General features: G+C 56.5%; 16 protein-coding genes. 13 read left to right on the top strand and 3 right to left on the bottom strand.

What is annotated here, in order from left to right; genetic code table 11:
- Nucleotides 1-13: 13 nt before the first annotated feature.
- From ACP15U_RS13115 to ACP15U_RS13055, 13 genes are all read left to right on the top strand, one after another.
- On the top strand, nt 14-1,657 hold the full coding sequence (locus tag ACP15U_RS13115; RefSeq protein ID WP_425045600.1) for a CTP synthase: 1,644 nt from the start codon (nt 14-16) through the stop codon (nt 1,655-1,657).
- A gap of 175 nt (nt 1,658-1,832) precedes the next feature.
- Complete coding sequence (locus tag ACP15U_RS13110; RefSeq protein WP_425045599.1) at nt 1,833-2,126, top strand: DUF1330 domain-containing protein; 294 nt, start codon at nt 1,833-1,835, stop codon at nt 2,124-2,126.
- Nucleotides 2,127-2,168: 42 nt separating this feature from the next.
- Nucleotides 2,169-2,609, top strand: coding sequence for a TerB family tellurite resistance protein (locus tag ACP15U_RS13105; RefSeq protein WP_425045598.1), 441 nt, complete (start codon nt 2,169-2,171; stop codon nt 2,607-2,609).
- Between the two features lie 46 nt (nt 2,610-2,655).
- On the top strand, nt 2,656-3,093 hold the full coding sequence (locus ACP15U_RS13100) for a TerB family tellurite resistance protein (protein ID WP_425045597.1): 438 nt from the start codon (nt 2,656-2,658) through the stop codon (nt 3,091-3,093).
- Between the two features lie 23 nt (nt 3,094-3,116).
- A complete protein-coding gene (locus tag ACP15U_RS13095) occupies nt 3,117-3,851 on the top strand; it encodes a phosphate/phosphite/phosphonate ABC transporter substrate-binding protein (RefSeq protein WP_425045596.1) in 735 nt (244 codons plus the stop codon).
- A gap of 212 nt (nt 3,852-4,063) precedes the next feature.
- The gene (locus ACP15U_RS13090; RefSeq protein WP_425045595.1) at nt 4,064-4,840 is read left to right on the top strand and encodes an ABC transporter ATP-binding protein; all 777 of its coding nucleotides are present in this window, start codon (nt 4,064-4,066) and stop codon (nt 4,838-4,840) included.
- Nucleotides 4,841-4,868: 28 nt separating this feature from the next.
- Complete coding sequence (locus tag ACP15U_RS13085; RefSeq protein WP_425045594.1) at nt 4,869-5,582, top strand: transporter substrate-binding domain-containing protein; 714 nt, start codon at nt 4,869-4,871, stop codon at nt 5,580-5,582.
- Between the two features lie 56 nt (nt 5,583-5,638).
- Complete coding sequence (locus tag ACP15U_RS13080; RefSeq protein ID WP_425045593.1) at nt 5,639-6,523, top strand: ABC transporter permease; 885 nt, start codon at nt 5,639-5,641, stop codon at nt 6,521-6,523.
- On the top strand, nt 6,520-7,326 hold the full coding sequence (locus ACP15U_RS13075) for an ABC transporter permease (RefSeq protein ID WP_425045592.1): 807 nt from the start codon (nt 6,520-6,522) through the stop codon (nt 7,324-7,326). Before ACP15U_RS13080 ends, ACP15U_RS13075 begins: the two co-directional genes overlap by 4 nt.
- 194 nt (nt 7,327-7,520) lie before the next feature.
- Nucleotides 7,521-8,840 (top strand): glutamine synthetase family protein, encoded by a 1,320-nt coding sequence (locus ACP15U_RS13070; RefSeq protein ID WP_425045591.1) that lies wholly within the window; start codon nt 7,521-7,523, stop codon nt 8,838-8,840.
- 64 nt (nt 8,841-8,904) lie between these two features.
- Nucleotides 8,905-9,585: a type 1 glutamine amidotransferase gene (locus ACP15U_RS13065; protein WP_425045590.1), complete on the top strand. Its 681-nt coding sequence runs from the start codon at nt 8,905-8,907 to the stop codon at nt 9,583-9,585.
- On the top strand, nt 9,585-10,943 hold the full coding sequence (locus tag ACP15U_RS13060) for a glutamine synthetase family protein (protein ID WP_425045589.1): 1,359 nt from the start codon (nt 9,585-9,587) through the stop codon (nt 10,941-10,943). Before ACP15U_RS13065 ends, ACP15U_RS13060 begins: the two co-directional genes overlap by 1 nt.
- Nucleotides 10,944-11,186: 243 nt before the next feature.
- A complete protein-coding gene (locus tag ACP15U_RS13055; protein ID WP_425045588.1) occupies nt 11,187-12,389 on the top strand; it encodes a DegT/DnrJ/EryC1/StrS family aminotransferase in 1,203 nt (400 codons plus the stop codon).
- 97 nt (nt 12,390-12,486) lie between these two features.
- Here the strand turns inward: ACP15U_RS13055 and phaR are convergent, their stop codons facing one another.
- The 3 genes from phaR to ACP15U_RS13040 form a co-directional block, all read right to left on the bottom strand.
- Nucleotides 12,487-13,047 carry a polyhydroxyalkanoate synthesis repressor PhaR gene (phaR, locus tag ACP15U_RS13050; RefSeq protein WP_425045587.1) on the bottom strand — a complete coding sequence of 187 codons (561 nt, stop codon included), beginning with the start codon at nt 13,045-13,047 and terminating at the stop codon, nt 12,487-12,489.
- A 272-nt stretch (nt 13,048-13,319) separates the two neighbouring features.
- Complete coding sequence (locus ACP15U_RS13045) at nt 13,320-13,763, bottom strand: phasin, PhaP (RefSeq protein WP_425045586.1); 444 nt, start codon at nt 13,761-13,763, stop codon at nt 13,320-13,322.
- Nucleotides 13,764-13,901: 138 nt separating this feature from the next.
- A complete protein-coding gene (locus ACP15U_RS13040; RefSeq protein ID WP_425045585.1) occupies nt 13,902-15,713 on the bottom strand; it encodes a PHA/PHB synthase family protein in 1,812 nt (603 codons plus the stop codon).
- Nucleotides 15,714-15,773: the final 60 nt, after the last annotated feature.

The following is a 15,773-nucleotide window of genomic DNA, read 5'->3' as shown; positions in this document are numbered from 1 at the left end:
CAGCCGAACAGACATGGCGCGTTTCATTTTCATCACGGGCGGTGTGGTTTCATCTTTGGGCAAAGGGCTGGCGTCGGCCGCGCTTGGCTCTTTGTTGCAAGCCCGCGGTTTTTCGGTTCGCTTGCGAAAGCTCGACCCATATCTGAACGTCGACCCAGGAACGATGAGCCCGTTCGAACACGGCGAGGTTTTCGTGACCGACGACGGTGCGGAAACCGATCTCGATCTTGGCCACTATGAACGCTTCACCGGCGTGGCGGCCCGCAAAACCGACTCGGTCAGTTCAGGCCGGATCTATTCCAACGTGCTGGAAAATGAGCGGCGCGGAGATTACCTCGGCAAAACGATTCAGGTGATCCCGCACGTTACAAATGAGATCAAGGACTTCATTGCCATAGGCGAAGACGAAGTCGATTTCATGCTGTGCGAAATTGGCGGCACCGTGGGCGACATCGAAGGTCTGCCTTTCTTTGAAGCAATCCGACAGTTCGCCAATGACCGTCCGCGCGGGCAGTGCATCTTCATGCACCTGACCCTGTTGCCCTACCTGGCAGCCAGCGGAGAATTGAAGACCAAACCGACCCAGCACAGTGTGAAAGAACTGCGTTCGATCGGTATTCAGCCGGATGTTCTGGTCTGCCGATCAGAACAGCCGATTCCGGAAAAGGAACGGGGCAAGATCGCGCTGTTCTGCAACGTTCGCCCCGAAGCGGTGATCCCGGCCTATGATCTCGAATCGATCTACGAAGCGCCGCTGGCCTATCACAAGGTTGGACTCGATCAGGCTGTTCTGGATGCCTTCCAGATCACACCTGCGCCCAAACCGAATCTTGGCATCTGGGAAGATGTTGCCGACCGCATTCACAACCCCGAGGGCGAGGTAAAAGTCGCCATCGTCGGCAAATACACCCAACTTGAAGATGCTTACAAATCGATCAAAGAAGCATTGACCCACGGCGGCATGGCCAACCGGGTGAAAGTCAGGATCGAATGGGTCGACGCCGAGATTTTTGACGGAGAAGATCCTGCGCCGCATCTGGAAGGGTTCCACGCGATTCTGGTGCCTGGTGGCTTCGGAGAACGCGGAACCGAGGGCAAGATCAAGGCTGCACAATTTGCCCGAGAAAGAAAGGTGCCGTACCTCGGCATTTGCCTCGGTATGCAGATGGCCGTCATCGAGGCCGCCCGGAACGTGGCCGGCATAAAAGAGGCCGGATCGGAGGAATTCGATCATGAAGCCGGCAAGAAACGCTTTGAGCCGGTGGTTTATCACCTCAAGGAATGGGTGCAGGGCAACTACAAGGTCAAACGCAAGGTCGGAGACGACAAAGGTGGAACCATGCGCCTAGGTGCCTATGACGCGGTTCTGGGGGAAGGATCCCGTGTCGCGGAGGTCTATGGCGGCACCCAGATCGAAGAGCGACATCGCCATCGCTATGAGGTGGACATCAAATACCGCGAGAAACTGGAAGACGGTGGTTTGAAATTCTCTGGTATGAGCCCCGACGGGCGCCTTCCGGAGATTGTGGAATGGACCGATCACCCTTGGTTTATCGGCGTTCAGTTCCACCCCGAGCTGAAATCCAAGCCCTTTGAGCCACACCCGCTTTTTGCCGATTTCGTGCGCGCCGCCAAGGAAACGTCACGGCTGGTTTAAGTGCGCCACTTTGCCTTCGGCGCAGGTGGCAGTAATTGCGCCGAAGCAAACCCGAACCAGCTCAGAAAAATACACAGCAAACCAATGGGCAATTCCTAAAGCTCGGGGATTGCCAAGACAGCCATTCTGATACAGCTTACGCGCCTGATCCCCTTGCGAACTCGAAAGGCGCAGAATGGCCAAAGGATACTGGGTTGCACATGTCGACGTTGACGACTTGGAAACCTACAAGAAATACATCGCCGCCAATGCCGTTCCTTTTGCTGAGTTCGGAGCCCGGTTTCTGGTGCGGGGTGGCCCGCATGAAGTGCGCGAGGGAAACGTCCGCCAACGCACGATCGTACTGGAATTCGAAAGCTATGAAAAAGCCCGCGCCTGCTATGACAGCGCCTCTTATCAGGAGGTGAAGGCGATCAGGGATGCTGCATCGCGTGGGGATATGGTCATTGTTGAAGGTTATGACGGGTAGTTCGCGCTTGGCGTGCACAAGAAACCGGGATAATTTGCAGAAATGCTAAAGAAGTTTTTTCAAGCGTTCCGCCCCGCCGAAGCGGCACCCCTGCCCGACCCGGATGCCGAGCTGGCACTGGGGGCGCTCTTGGTGCGGGTGGCCAAATCCGATCGCGATTACCAGCTTGAGGAAATCAGCCTGATCGACAGAATTCTTGCCAGGCTTTATCAGCACAATGCTGTTGAAGCAGCCAAAGTGCGCGCTACCTGCGAAAAGCTCCATGCTGCTGCACCGGAAACCGACACGTTTGGAAGGCTCATCCGCGAGACAACCGGGCTTGAGGAACGGCTTGCTGCGCTGGATGCACTCTGGGAAGTCGTGCTGGCAGATGGCCAGCAACAGGAAGGCGAATTGAAGATCGTCGAAGAGGCGCGGATCGCCATGGGCCTCAGCTTCAAGGACAGCCAGCAGGCGCGGGAAAGGGCGATGGAGAAGCTATAACTCGCCAAACGACGCAACGACCCGTATACGCTTATCGGAAGTTTCCATGTTTCGTGAATTTCTCTCCCGCCTGACCCAACCTGAGCCACCTGCGCTGGCCGATGAGGATGCCCGGTTGGCCCTGACCGCCCTTCTGGTTCGCATTGCCCGTTCGGACAACATCTATGCCGATTCGGAAATGGCCCGGATCGACCGGATCACAACCGCACGCTACGGCCTTTCTCCTTTTGAGGCAGCGGCGCTTCGGTCAAGGGCAGAGGATCTGGAATCCGAGGCTCCCGATACAGTTCGCTTTACCCGTGCAATCAAGGATGCCGTCGCCTACGAAGACCGCCGCGCAGTGCTTGAGGCCGCGTGGTCCGTTGTGTTGGCAGATGGCCAGAGGGCCGATGAGGAAGACGCCCTCATGCGGCTGATATCGAACCTGCTTGGCATCAATGATCGCGATAGTGCGCTTGCTCGCCAAAAGGCTGCAAAGGGGTGAATGGCCCGGGGCCAGATGACGAATTGATTGCCCAGCTGGGCATGTATGATCCTCCGCCCTTGCACGCCGCCAACAACCGATTTTGGCAGGAAATTCGGACGAGGCTGGGTTACGGACCCAAACCCCTGACCCGAGACGGCGATGTCTGGCAGGTGTGGCAATCACCTTCCCTGCTACTGTCACAAACCTGTGGTTATCCCTATCGAGCCCGGTTGCACGGCAAGGTCACGCTGCTTGGCACGCCGGACTACGGGCTTCCGGATTGCCCACCCGGATACTATTATTCGGTCTTTGTGGTCGCTGCCGACAACCGGGTCACCAGCCCGAACGAACTTCTCTCGGGTTGTTTTGCATTCAATGACGCACTGTCCCAATCGGGCTGGGCAGCCCCGAGGACTTATTTTGGGGTTACCCCGGCCCGGCTGCTGGAGACCGGTTCGCATGCGGCCTCGGCTCAGGCGGTGGCAGAAAACCATGCCCAGATGGCCGCTTTGGATGCCGTTACGTGGGAAATCCTGAAGGCGCACGATCCGGTGGCAAGGGACTTGCGGGTGATCGCGCGGACACAGCCGACACCGGCATTGCCCTACATCTCCGCACTCGGCCGTGACCCTACGCCAATCGCGGCGGCAATAAAGGGTGCGATCCGGGATCTATCCTCGGATGTTCGCGATTTGCTAATGTTGAAAGATCTGGTCCCAATTCCGGCAAGCGCCTATCTCGCTGTCCCGACCCCGCCGCCGCCGGAACAGCGCTGACCGACAGTCGATACAGCTCTTCTTCTACGGACGAGCCCCGCACATTATCCCTGCCAGTTTCCGTCAGGATGGATCCGCCAGCCTTGGTCAAACCGCCGTTTTTCTGTCCGATTTGAGCAGTTGCGGCCCGCAAAACCCGTTTTGCGCATTGCAAAGGATCAATTTTTAAGACCTATTACCGCTCCAAGCGGCCCAAGAAAACGTTGAGAACAGTGAACGACACCTCTCCTGTCATCGAAATCAAGAACCTTCACAAGGCATTCGGCGAACTCGAAGTCCTCAAAGGGGTGGACATCACCGCGAGGCGCGGCGATGTCGTTTCGCTGATCGGCTCGTCCGGCTCGGGCAAATCGACCCTTCTTCGCTGTTGTAACCTGCTTGAGGACAGCCAGCAGGGCGAGATTCTGTTCAAAGGCGAACCGGTTGCCTGGAAAGGAACGGGATCACACCGCCATCCCGGCGATGCCAAACAGGTTCTTCGCATCCGCACAAACCTTGCGATGGTCTTCCAGCAGTTCAACTTGTGGGCTCATATGACGATCCTGCAGAACGTCATGGAAGCACCAGTCACAGTTTTGGGCCGGGACAAGGCCGAGGTCGAGGCAAGCGCCCGCAGATATCTGGAGCAGGTGGGCATTGGCGACAAATGCGACGCTTACCCCGCCCAGTTGTCAGGCGGACAGCAACAGCGCGCCGCAATTGCCCGCGCGCTTTGCATGGAACCCGAAGCATTGCTGTTCGACGAACCGACTTCGGCATTGGACCCGGAACTGGAGCAGGAAGTGATTCGGGTAATCAAGGATCTTGCCGCCGAAGGCCGCACCATGATCATCGTGACCCATGACATGAAGATGGCAGCTGACATTTCCAGCCACGTCGTATTCCTGCATCACGGAAAAATCGAAGAAGAAGGGTCGGCCAAAGATGTCTTCGGGTCACCCAGTTCCGAACGGCTCAAGGGCTTTCTTTCAGCCACGCAAGCCGCATAATCACAAAGAACCAAAGAGGGAGAAACTCATGAAAAAACTTATCCTGACTACTGCTGCACTGGCGTTGAGCGCCGGCATGGCCATGGCTGACACCGTTCGGATGGGCACCGAAGGCGCCTACCCTCCGTACAACTTCCTGAACGACAAGGGCGAAGTTGATGGCTTTGAGCGCGAGTTGGGCGATGAGCTGTGCAAGCGTGCCGGTCTGACCTGCGAATGGGTGACCAACGAGTGGGATTCGATCATTCCGAACCTTGTGTCAGGAAACTACGACACCATCATCGCCGGCATGTCGATCACTGCCGAGCGGGACGAGGTGATCGACTTCACCCAGAACTACACCCAGCCTGACCCGTCGGCCTATCTGGCGCTGAGCAAGGATGCCGACATCATGGGCGGTGTGGTTGCAGCTCAGACCAACACAATTCAGGCGGCATTCATCGCCGAATCCGGCGCCACTCTGGTTGAATTCGCGACGCCTGAAGAAACCATCGCCGCCGTGCGCAACGGCGAAGCTGACGCCGTTCTGGCCGATGACGCCTATCTGCGTCCGATCGCGGACGAAAACGCCGACCTGATGATGCTTGACAAGCAGGAACTGATCGGCGGCGGCGTGGGCATGGGCCTTCGTGAATCCGACGCCGAACTGAAAGGCAAGTTCGACGCCGCGATCCAGTCGATGAAGGATGACGGTTCGCTGAACGCGCTGCTCGCCAAATGGGAAATCGGCCCGGGCTTCTGATCCGGCCATAAAGGACTTGGCGGGGCCGGCGAAACCGGCCCCGCCTGCGTATTCGCATGTTCGCTTACTGCTCCGACCCCTCTGTGCTTGAAGGCCTGACTTGGCTGTCGTGCTACCTGACCACAGGAAAGCACATGGCTTTTTATGGCTCTTTCGTGACCGTTCTGGTGCTTCTGGCCATCACCGCGCCAACCGCTCTGGCCTTTGGTTTCGGAGGCGCGATGATGGCCAGAGCGCGTTTTGCGCCGCTGTCATGGATCGGCAAGGGCTATATCGCGATCGTGCGCGGTGTTCCGGATATCGCATTTTTCCTGTTCTTCGTGATTGCACTCGATCAGATGTTCGAGTTTGTGCGCCACAGGATCAAATGCCCCGACTGGACTGAACCGGTGCGACAGGGCAATGATTTCATTGTCTGTGCACAGGCCAAACTTCCGCTCGGCACCTCTCCACAATGGATCCACGAGACTTATGGTTTTTTCCTTGCGGTTCTGACCTTTGCAATCGTGTTCGGCGCCTTCGCCGCCAACGTGCTATTTGGCGCCATGCGTGCTGTTCCGCGGACGCAGATGGAAACCGCCGAAGCCTATGGCATGACCCACAGGCAAGCGTTCTGGCGGGTCATGGTGCCTCAAATGTGGGTTTATGCTCTGCCCGGGCTTGGCAACTTGTGGATGGTGCTGATCAAGGCAACCCCATTGCTGTTCCTGCTCGGGGTTGAAGACATCGTTTACTGGGCGCGTGAGTTGGGTGGAACCAAGACTGCAAAATTCACCGACTACCCGCATGGCGATTGGCGCATGTGGTATTTTCTGGCGCTTTTGGTTTTCTACCTCGCATTCACGCGCGTGTCGGAGATTTTCATCGAAAAGCTGATGGTGCGCCTGACGCATGGGCAGGCCACAACCGGCGGCGAAGCCCAGAGAAAGGCCGCAGCATGAGTTGCTGGCAGACCGTTCAGGACTATGGGCTGCGCGCCGTGGGCATTGGAGAGCGTCTGCTCCCGCGTGAGGATTTTACCCTGTGCCAACAGTTCACGCTGATAGGCTCGGGTATGATCTGGAACATCTATTTCGGCATCTTCGCGCTGCTGCTCGGGTTTTTCTTTGCCACAGCGCTGGCACTCGGCAAGGGGTCCAAGAACCCGCTGTTCCGTAAACCGGCTGAATGGTTCATTTTTGTGCTGCGCGGCTCGCCACTGTTCATTCAGTTCTTCTTTGCCTATTTCGTGTTTCTGAACTTGAAATCGGTCCACCCTTTCTTTGATCCGTTCACCGCCGCCTGGCTTGGCGCGCTGATCGTTCTGTTCCTAAATACAGCAGCCTACTCGGGCGAGATCTTCTATGGAGCGCTTCGCTCGATCCCAAAGGGCGATGTGGAGGCGGCGGACGCCTATGGCATGACCGGCTGGCCCCGGTTCCGAAGGATTGTCTGGCCCACCATGCTACGGCTGGCCTGGCCAGCCTATACCAACGAAGCGATTTTCTTGTTTCATGCCACGACGCTGGTATTCTTCTCGGGTTTCCCGGCTTGGCAGCAGCGCGGGGATGCGTTGTATTATGCCAATTACTTCGCGGACAAGACATTCAACCCATTCATCCCTTACCCCATCCTCGCATTGTACTTCATCATCTTCACACTGATGATCGTCGGACTTTTCGGACTGATCAACAAAAGGCTCAATCGTCACTTGCCGCAAGAACGGCGCTCGAAGATGCGTATTCGGCCGAACCTGATCCGCTAAAGTTCCAAAATCTGCAAACCCTAGGGCGAAGTGCCGGGCAATCGTTGCCCCGCTGGACGGCGGAGAGACGCATTCTGCCGGACGGGCAATGCCGAAGTACAGTTCTGGCAGCTCGAATAATTTGATCAAAAATTCTTGGCAATGCATCCGTCTCTCCTGTATTGCTCATTTTCAGGCCCAACCCGGAGAACACCATGGACCTGACAGAATTGCACACCTTCCGCGTCGCGGCTTGCGATCTGAACGGACAGATGCGCGGCAAACGCGTGCCTGCGTCTTACGCCGGCAAGCTCGACAATGGCGCGGTACGGATGCCGTTGTCGGCGCTCAATGTCGATCTGTGGGGCGCAGATATCGAAAACAGCCCGCTGGTCTTTGAAAGCGGTGACGCCGATGGCGTGTTGCGTCCAACCGATCGCGGCCCGGTTCCGGTACCTTGGACAACCGCGCCAACCGCCCTCGTTCCCATGAGCCTCTATAATGATGACGGAACGCCATTTGCCGGCGATCCCCGCCATGCGCTTTGTTCTGTTTTGGATCGCTACTCGGCGCGGGGTTGGACAGTTCTGGCCGCGACCGAGCTTGAATTCACTCTGGTGGATGCCTCAGGCGACGCGCCTCGCCCGCCTCTGAACCCGGTCACGGGTCGCAAATTGACCGACGAAGCCATCCTGTCCGTTGCCGAAATGGATGCTTTCGATACCTTCTTCACTGAGTTGTATGAAGGCTGCAAGGACATGGGCATTCCAGCCCAGACCGCGATCTCGGAGAGTGGGATCGGCCAGTTCGAAATCAACTTGAACCATCAAAACGCCCTGCGCGCTGCCGACGACACGTGGCTATTCAAAGCGCTGGTTCGGGGCTTGGCCCGGCGGCATGGATTTGCCGCGACGTTTATGGCCAAACCCTATGCGGAGGATGCAGGAAACGGGCTGCATGTGCACTTTTCGGTTCTAGATCAGGACGGCAACAACATTTTTGACGACGGTGGACCGGAAGGAACAGAAACCTTACGCAATGCCGTAGCCGGGTGCCTCGCAGCGATGCCTTCAAGCACCTTGATATTTGCCCCGCACGGGAACTCCTATACCCGGCTGGTGCCGGGGGCTCATGCGCCGACCGGCGCAAGCTGGGCCTATGAAAACCGGACTGCCGCAATTCGCATACCCGGTGGACCTGCTTTCGCCCGCCGGATCGAACATCGCGTGGCCGGAGGCGACATCAATCCATACCTCATGCTGGCGGCCGTTCTCGGAGCCGCTCTGGTCGGTATTGAGGACTCCCTGCTGCCGCCTGCTCCGATTACCGGAAACGCCTATGCGATTCAGGATCTGCCGCAACTTGCTCCTGATTGGCCGGCCGCCGTATCGGCACTTGAAGACAGCCCGCTCATGGCGCGGATCCTGCCGCCGCAACTGATCTCGTTGCTGGCCATGACCAAACGGCAGGAAATCCGTGGATTTGAAAATCGACCGCCCGAGACCCACTGGCTTTCTTATCTCGAAACTGTCTGATCTCCCCTCTTGCCGCCCGACCTGTGCTGGGCTAGCATTAATTTGATCAAATTCCAGGTGAGCTATGAAAATCGGCATTCTGCTGACCGGCCATGCGCCAGACGTCCTGATCGAAGAGACCGGGGACTATGACAAGATGTTCCGCGACCTGTTGGGTCCGGAACAGTTTGAATATGAAACATTTGCCGTCGTGGACGGCGAATTCCCTATTGGGCCCGAGGTCGCAGATGGGTGGATCATTACCGGCTCGCGCCATGGCGTATACGAAGACCATGACTGGATCGCGCCTCTTGAGGATCTGGTAAGGGCAATACACGCTCAGACGCAGCCACTCATTGGCGTCTGCTTTGGCCACCAGCTGATCGCGCAGGCCCTGGGTGGAAAAGTCGAAAAGTTTCGTGGCGGCTGGGCTATTGGTCGCACGGAATATGACCTGGACGGTCAGCCTTTGGTTTTGAACGCGTGGCATCAGGATCAGGTGGTTGAACGACCAGAAGGCGCCGAAGTTCTGGCCGGAAACGCGTTTTGCGAGAATGCTGTTCTGGCCTATGACGATCACATCCTTACCATTCAGCCCCACCCTGAATATGACGGTGGTTTCATTGGTGATCTGATCCGAACCCGAGGCCGGGGCGTCGTGCCAGACGAAATCCTCGATTCGGCAACTGTGACCTTGGACGCTCCTACCGACAATGCCAGTGTAGGCGAGCGCATGGTCGAGTTTTTTAAGAGGGAGCGGGTGTAATGTCGGACTGGATCAAAACGCTGCCGGAAGCGGCACAAGATTACCTCAAGGGTAAACGCCTGGACGAAGTGGAATGCATTATCGCAGACCTTCCCGGCATTGCACGCGGAAAGGCTGTCCCTGCCAGCAAGTTTGCGCGGCAGGACTTCTTTCACCTGCCCGACAGCATCTTTTATCAGACAATTACAGGTGGTTGGGGCGAAGCGGCCGGTGACGAGGGCTTTATCGAAAAGGACATGACCCTGAAGCCGGACATGTCCACTGTCAGCGCTGCGCCCTGGACTGGCGACTGGACACTGCAGGTGATCCATGACGCATTTGACAACTCTGGCGAACCCGTACCCTACAGCCCAAGAAACGTGCTGAAGAGAGTGGTTCAGCTATATAGGGACAAAGGCTGGGAGCCGATTGTCGCGCCGGAGATGGAATTCTACCTTGTCGCGCGCAACATCGATCCGTCGCAGGAAATCAAACCGATGATGGGCAGGTCGGGACGTCCGGCTGCTGCTCGGCAGGCCTATTCAATGACCGCCGTGGACGAGTTCGGCCCCGTCATTGACGACATTTACGATTTTGCCGAGGCCCAAGGCTTTGAAATCGACGGCATCACGCAAGAGGGGGGCGCCGGTCAGCTGGAAATCAACCTCGTTCATGGCGACCCGGTCAAACTTGCCGACGAAGTGTTTTATTTCAAACGCCTGATCCGCGAGGCCGCGCTGCGCCATGATTGTTATGCAACCTTCATGGCCAAGCCGATCGAGAATGAACCCGGTTCGGCCATGCATATCCATCATTCGATCATTGATATCGAGACCGGGCAGAACATCTTTTCCGGACCGCAGGGCGGTGAAACCGATGCGTTCTTCCATTTTATCGCCGGATTGCAGAACCACTTGCCGTCGGCGATTGCGGTGCTGGCGCCTTACGTAAACAGCTACCGGCGTTACGTCAAAGACCACGCTGCGCCGATCAACCTGAGCTGGGGCCGTGACAACCGCACCACCGGAATTCGTATCCCGCTGTCAGGGCCGTCCGCGCGGCGGGTCGAGAACCGGCTGGCCGGAATGGACTGCAATCCCTATCTGGGGATCGCTGCCAGCCTCGCTTGTGGGTACCTTGGTCTGATCGAAGGAAGCAGGCCGGACAAGCAGTTTAAGGGTGATGCCTACGACAGCGAAGAAGATATTCCGCGTGTTCTGGGCCAGGCACTGGATCAATTCGACTGCGCAACCGCTCTGCACGAGGTGCTGGGTGAAGAATTTGCCCGGGTCTACGGCATCGTCAAACGTACGGAGTACGAAGAGTTTCTTCAGGTTATCTCTCCGTGGGAGCGCGAGCACCTTTTGTTAAACGTCTAGCGCTTCTGGCATCCGCCAAATTGCGCGGAGAGAAGGGGTCGGTTTTTCCGGCCCCTTCTTGTTTTTCGGGTGGGTTCTGTGTGCCCAGCGGTTTTTTGGCCCAGAACTGCGGCGGAACTTTGCGCAACTCGTTCTCTGAACGGCCTTGAAGACACAAAACCATGACTTTGGCACAAAGACAGGCTTGGAATGCGCTCCCGGTAGTTTTATATTTCTGAAAGGTTAGATTCAGGAATCTCAAATATGAAACAGCCACCTAACGTTCACGACGCCGAATCCATCCCCGCCGCCGCGCGCGATGCCATTGATGCACTGCTGCAATCTGGCGACCTGTTCCGTTACACCGCGCCGCAGGGCGCCCCGGTGGCTTTGCTGGAACGGGAATTCGCTGAACTTCTGGGCAGCAGGTTTGCATTGGCGGTTTCGTCCTGTTCTGCCGCGCTGTTCCTGTCCCTCAAAGCGTTGGGTCTGCCGCGAGACGCCCGCGTGCTGATCCCCGGCTTTACCTTCGCAGCGGTTCCATCTTCTGTGGTGCACGCCGATTGCATTCCCGTGCTCTGCGAAGTCGGAGACAACTACCGCATCGACCTGTCGGATTTCGAAGCGAAGCTGGATGATGTGCGGGCCGTCATCATTTCGCATATGCGCGGTCATACGTCCGACATGGATGCAATCATGTCGCTCTGCGAGGCCCGGAATATCCCGGTTATCGAAGACGCAGCCCATTCGCTGGGAACCACGTGGAACGGGCACAACATCGGAACCATTGGTCGGGTCGGCTGTTTTTCTTTCCAGTCCTACAAGATGATCAATGCCGGTGAAGGTGGCATTCTGATCACCGACGATGCCGATCTTGTTGCCCGCGCCGTCATCATGTCTGGTGCCTATGAACACAACTGGAAAAAACATGGGGAAATCCCAGAGGATCTGGCTGAGGCCTTTGAGCGTTGGCAGAACCGGTTGCCGCTGTACAATCTTCGCATGAGCAACCTCAGCGCCGTGGTTATCCGGCCGCAATTGCCGGAACTGGTGCGGCGAGTTCGCGACGGCCGGACCAACCATGACTATGTCGCGGAAAGGCTGAACAACTCCCCCCATTTCCATGTGCCCGACCCCCTTTCGTCGGAAGAACGCGCTCCAGACTCGATCCAGTTCAACCTGATCGGGCTGGACGAAGCTGAGATTCGAGACTTTGCAGCCGCCGCTGCGGCTTTGGGAGTGTCCGTTCAGGTTTTTGGCTTGAGCCAAGACAATGCGCGGGCCTTCTGGAACTGGCAGTTTCTACAGGAGATTCCCGAGTTACCCAAGACAAGAGCCATGTTGATGAAGGCTTGCGACGTTCGGCTCCCAGTGAGACTTACTCGGGAAGAGTTGGATACCATCACCGACATTCTTTTAGCGGCAATGGAAGAAGTGACGCGCCCAGCGCGCGCCTACGGAACCTGACCGCAAAGCCTTCGGTGACGAAACCAGAAAAGCGAAGCGGCGCCCATTGAGCGCCGCTTTTGTTCGGAAATCCGGAAGGCAACCCTCCGGCGACCAGTCAGCTCAATTTGGACAGCTTTTCCTGAAGATCGGCGAGTTGTTTCTTGATCGCATCCAGATCTTCGTCCCCGCCATCATCCGAGACTTTCTCGTCTTCGTTTCCAGCGCCCGGCCACTTACCGGACAAACCACCGGTCATAGCTTTCAGGAATGCCTGTTGCTGCGCTTGCAAAGCCTCGAAGCCCGGCATCTGAGACATCGGGTTCATCGCATTCATGTTTTCCACCATCTTCGATTGGCTATCGCGTAGCATATCGAAGGATGACTGAAGAAACTGGGGCATCATCCCGCCGCCCGGAACCATGTAGCTGCGCACAAGATCGTTCAGCACGTTGACGGGCAGAACATTCTCACCACGACTTTCGTGTTCAGCAATAATCTGAAGCAGATATTGGCGGGTCAGGTCATCTCCGGATTTTAGATCAACGATCTGAACCTCGCGCCCATCGCGGATAAACCCCGCAATATCTTCCAGCGTGACGTAGTCGCTGGTCTCGGTGTTGTATAGCCGTCGGCTGGCATATCGCTTGATCAGAAGCGGGTTTTCTTGTTCAGCCACGTCTCTACCTCCCCGGACATGATGCAATGCAGCAGAGGTTATGCGAGTGCAGAAGAAATTGAAAGCAATGTAATCAAATTGGCACGTTGCCAGCTGCTTCTGGCCCCGGGTTCGCAAAATGCCCCGTCCGGCTCAACTCCGAAACCCGTTCTCTTCTCGGGGCCTTCTTGCCGGTTCTCCACCCCCGAAAACAAGAAAGGGCAGGTCCGAAGACCTGCCCTCAACGCTATTGCACCTGAATTGGGAGGGAAGACGGTGCAATTCAGCGGAATTTACTTTGCAGCTGCCTTTTTGGCGGCGGCGGTCACGTCGTTGGTGGCCTTTTTAACAGCGGCAGTTGCATCTTCGGTGATGTCTTTGCCAGCAGCCATCAGCAGCTCAACGGTGTCCATCTGAACTTTCTTGGCGATTTCAGCGAATGCGGCCAGGTTTTCGGCAGCAACTTCAGCCGAAGCCGAAGCGAAATCGGTGGCGGCTTTTGCGTAATCGGCCGGCTCTGCCTTGGCTTTCGAAATGTCGGCCAGCTTGGCGAGAGTGTCTTTGGCCCACTTGTTCTGGATCTCGGCCGACTTTTCAGCGGCTTCCAGAGCAACGCCCGAAAGCTTTTCGTTCAGGGTCGCAGTGTTCTTGAAGGCATCTTCCATGGCGGAAGTGTCTACGGGGAAGCTACCCATTGCGTCTTTCAGGATAGCGGTGAAGTCTTGTGCCTTAGCCATTGTCTTTTCCTCAGATTTCCGACCGGGACAACCCCGCGTCTCGTCAACTGAGGAGAATATGTATTCTGCACCGCAGCATTTCAAGTTTTTTCTTGCTGCGGTGCAGAATTTTCTTCGGAAGCATTAAAATTCAACGACTTACCGGTCGCTCGCCTTGGCCACAACATAGGTTCCGGGTGCTGGGGCAAGGCGCGGATGATCCGAATCGCCGGTATCCCGGGCCGGAATCTGCTTGCCAGACCGCTTCTTCAGCCATGCCTCCCAGAACGGCCACCACGACCCTTCGTTGAAGTCCGCCTCTTTCAGCCATGTATCGGCGTCAGCCTTGAGGTCCGGGTTTGTGTAATGCCCGTACTTCTTCTTGCTGGGGGGATTCACGATGCCGGCGATATGGCCGGATTCGGACACGACAAAGGTCTTGGACCGGGATCCCATGTTCTGCACGCCGCGGTAGCAGTCCTTCCAAGCGGCGATGTGGTCCGTCTCGCAGGTGATAGACATCAGCGGCACATCTACGTCACGAACGTGCAGCTTGTGACCCATCAGCTCAAAGCCTCCATCGGCGAACTCGTTGCGCTGGCACAGCCCCCGAAGATACTGCTTTGTCATCTTGGCCGGCAGGTTCGCCCCGTCACCATTCCAATAGAGCAGATCGAACGCAGGAGGTGTTTGGCCCAGCATATAGCTGCGAATGGCAGGCGAATAAATCAAATCGTTCGAACGCAGGTAAGAGAATGTCCGCGCCATGATATAAGAACGCAGTATACCCTGTTCGTTCACTTCTTCTTCGATCGCATCGATGAAATCATCCTGCAGGAAGGGTGTGAACTCACCCTGATCGGAAAAATCGGTCAGAGCGGTAAAGAACGTGGCGGACTTTACCGACTTGTCACCCATCTGCTTCATCAGCGACAGGGTCAGGCTGAGGGTCGTACCGGCGATGCAATAGCCGACAGCGTTCACCTGATCGACGTTGCAGATTTTTTTGGCCTCTTCGATTGCGGTCAGAAAACCGTCTTGAATGTAGTCTTCCATTCCGACGTCAGAGAAAGACTCATCAGGATTGACCCAGCTGACCACGAACAGGGTATATCCCTGATCGGTGACCCATTTGATCAGGCTGTTCTGGGCCTTGAGGTCAAGGATATAGAATTTGTTGATCCAAGGCGGGAACAACACGATCGGTGTCTCATAGACCTTTTCGGTAACCGGCTTGTACTGAATTAGCTCCATCATCCGATTGCGATAGACGACATCACCGGGCGAGGTGGCAATGTTACCACCAACTTCAAAGGCGCTTTCGTCGGTCAAACGCACCACAAGCTCGCCCTTGTTGGCTTCCAGGTCCGAAACAAGGTTCTCCAAACCGTCGACCAGAGACTGCCCTTCGGTCTCTATCGCCTTTTCCAACGCATCCGGGTTGGTTGCCAGAAAATTGGTCGGCGCCATAAGGTCGACAATCTGTTGAGCAAAGTAGCTCAGACGCTGCTTGTCCTTGTCACCCAGATCTTCGGCGCTTTCCACAGCATCAGAGATCGCCTTGGCGTTCGTTATGTATTGCTGCTTGATATAGCGAAAATAGGGATTGTTTTCCCACATCGGGTTCGCAAAGCGACGGTCCGCCGACTTGGCTTCTGTCTCGCCTTCCTGGTTGAGACTGTTTGCCAGGGCCTGTTGCGCGTCGGCGAAATTCATCACCGTTTCGCCCCAGTATGCAATCTGCTGTTCCAGCAGCTTTGTCGGATTTTGGACCGCGTTGGCCCAGTAGGCTGTTGCTGCCTTTGCAAAAAGCTCGTGATTCGGTGCGTTCAAACCCGGGTTATGAGAGGTTTTCTGCGACATAATCTCGACCAGCCGCTTGGACAGGCCCTCGACTTTGGTCATATTTTCCTTAAGTCGTTCAATACTTTCGCCGGACAATTCCGGTGCGGTGTCATGGCCAGTTGTCATATTAAGAAAAGCCTCCTAGTCTCGCTGCTGTGCAGAATAACGCCGTCGCTTCCGTTGGGT

It is taken from the genome of Primorskyibacter sp. S87 (assembly GCF_049801055.1).
Classification (GTDB): Bacteria; Pseudomonadota; Alphaproteobacteria; order Rhodobacterales; family Rhodobacteraceae; genus JBNAGF01.
This window is presented reverse-complemented; position numbering and strand designations above follow the sequence as displayed.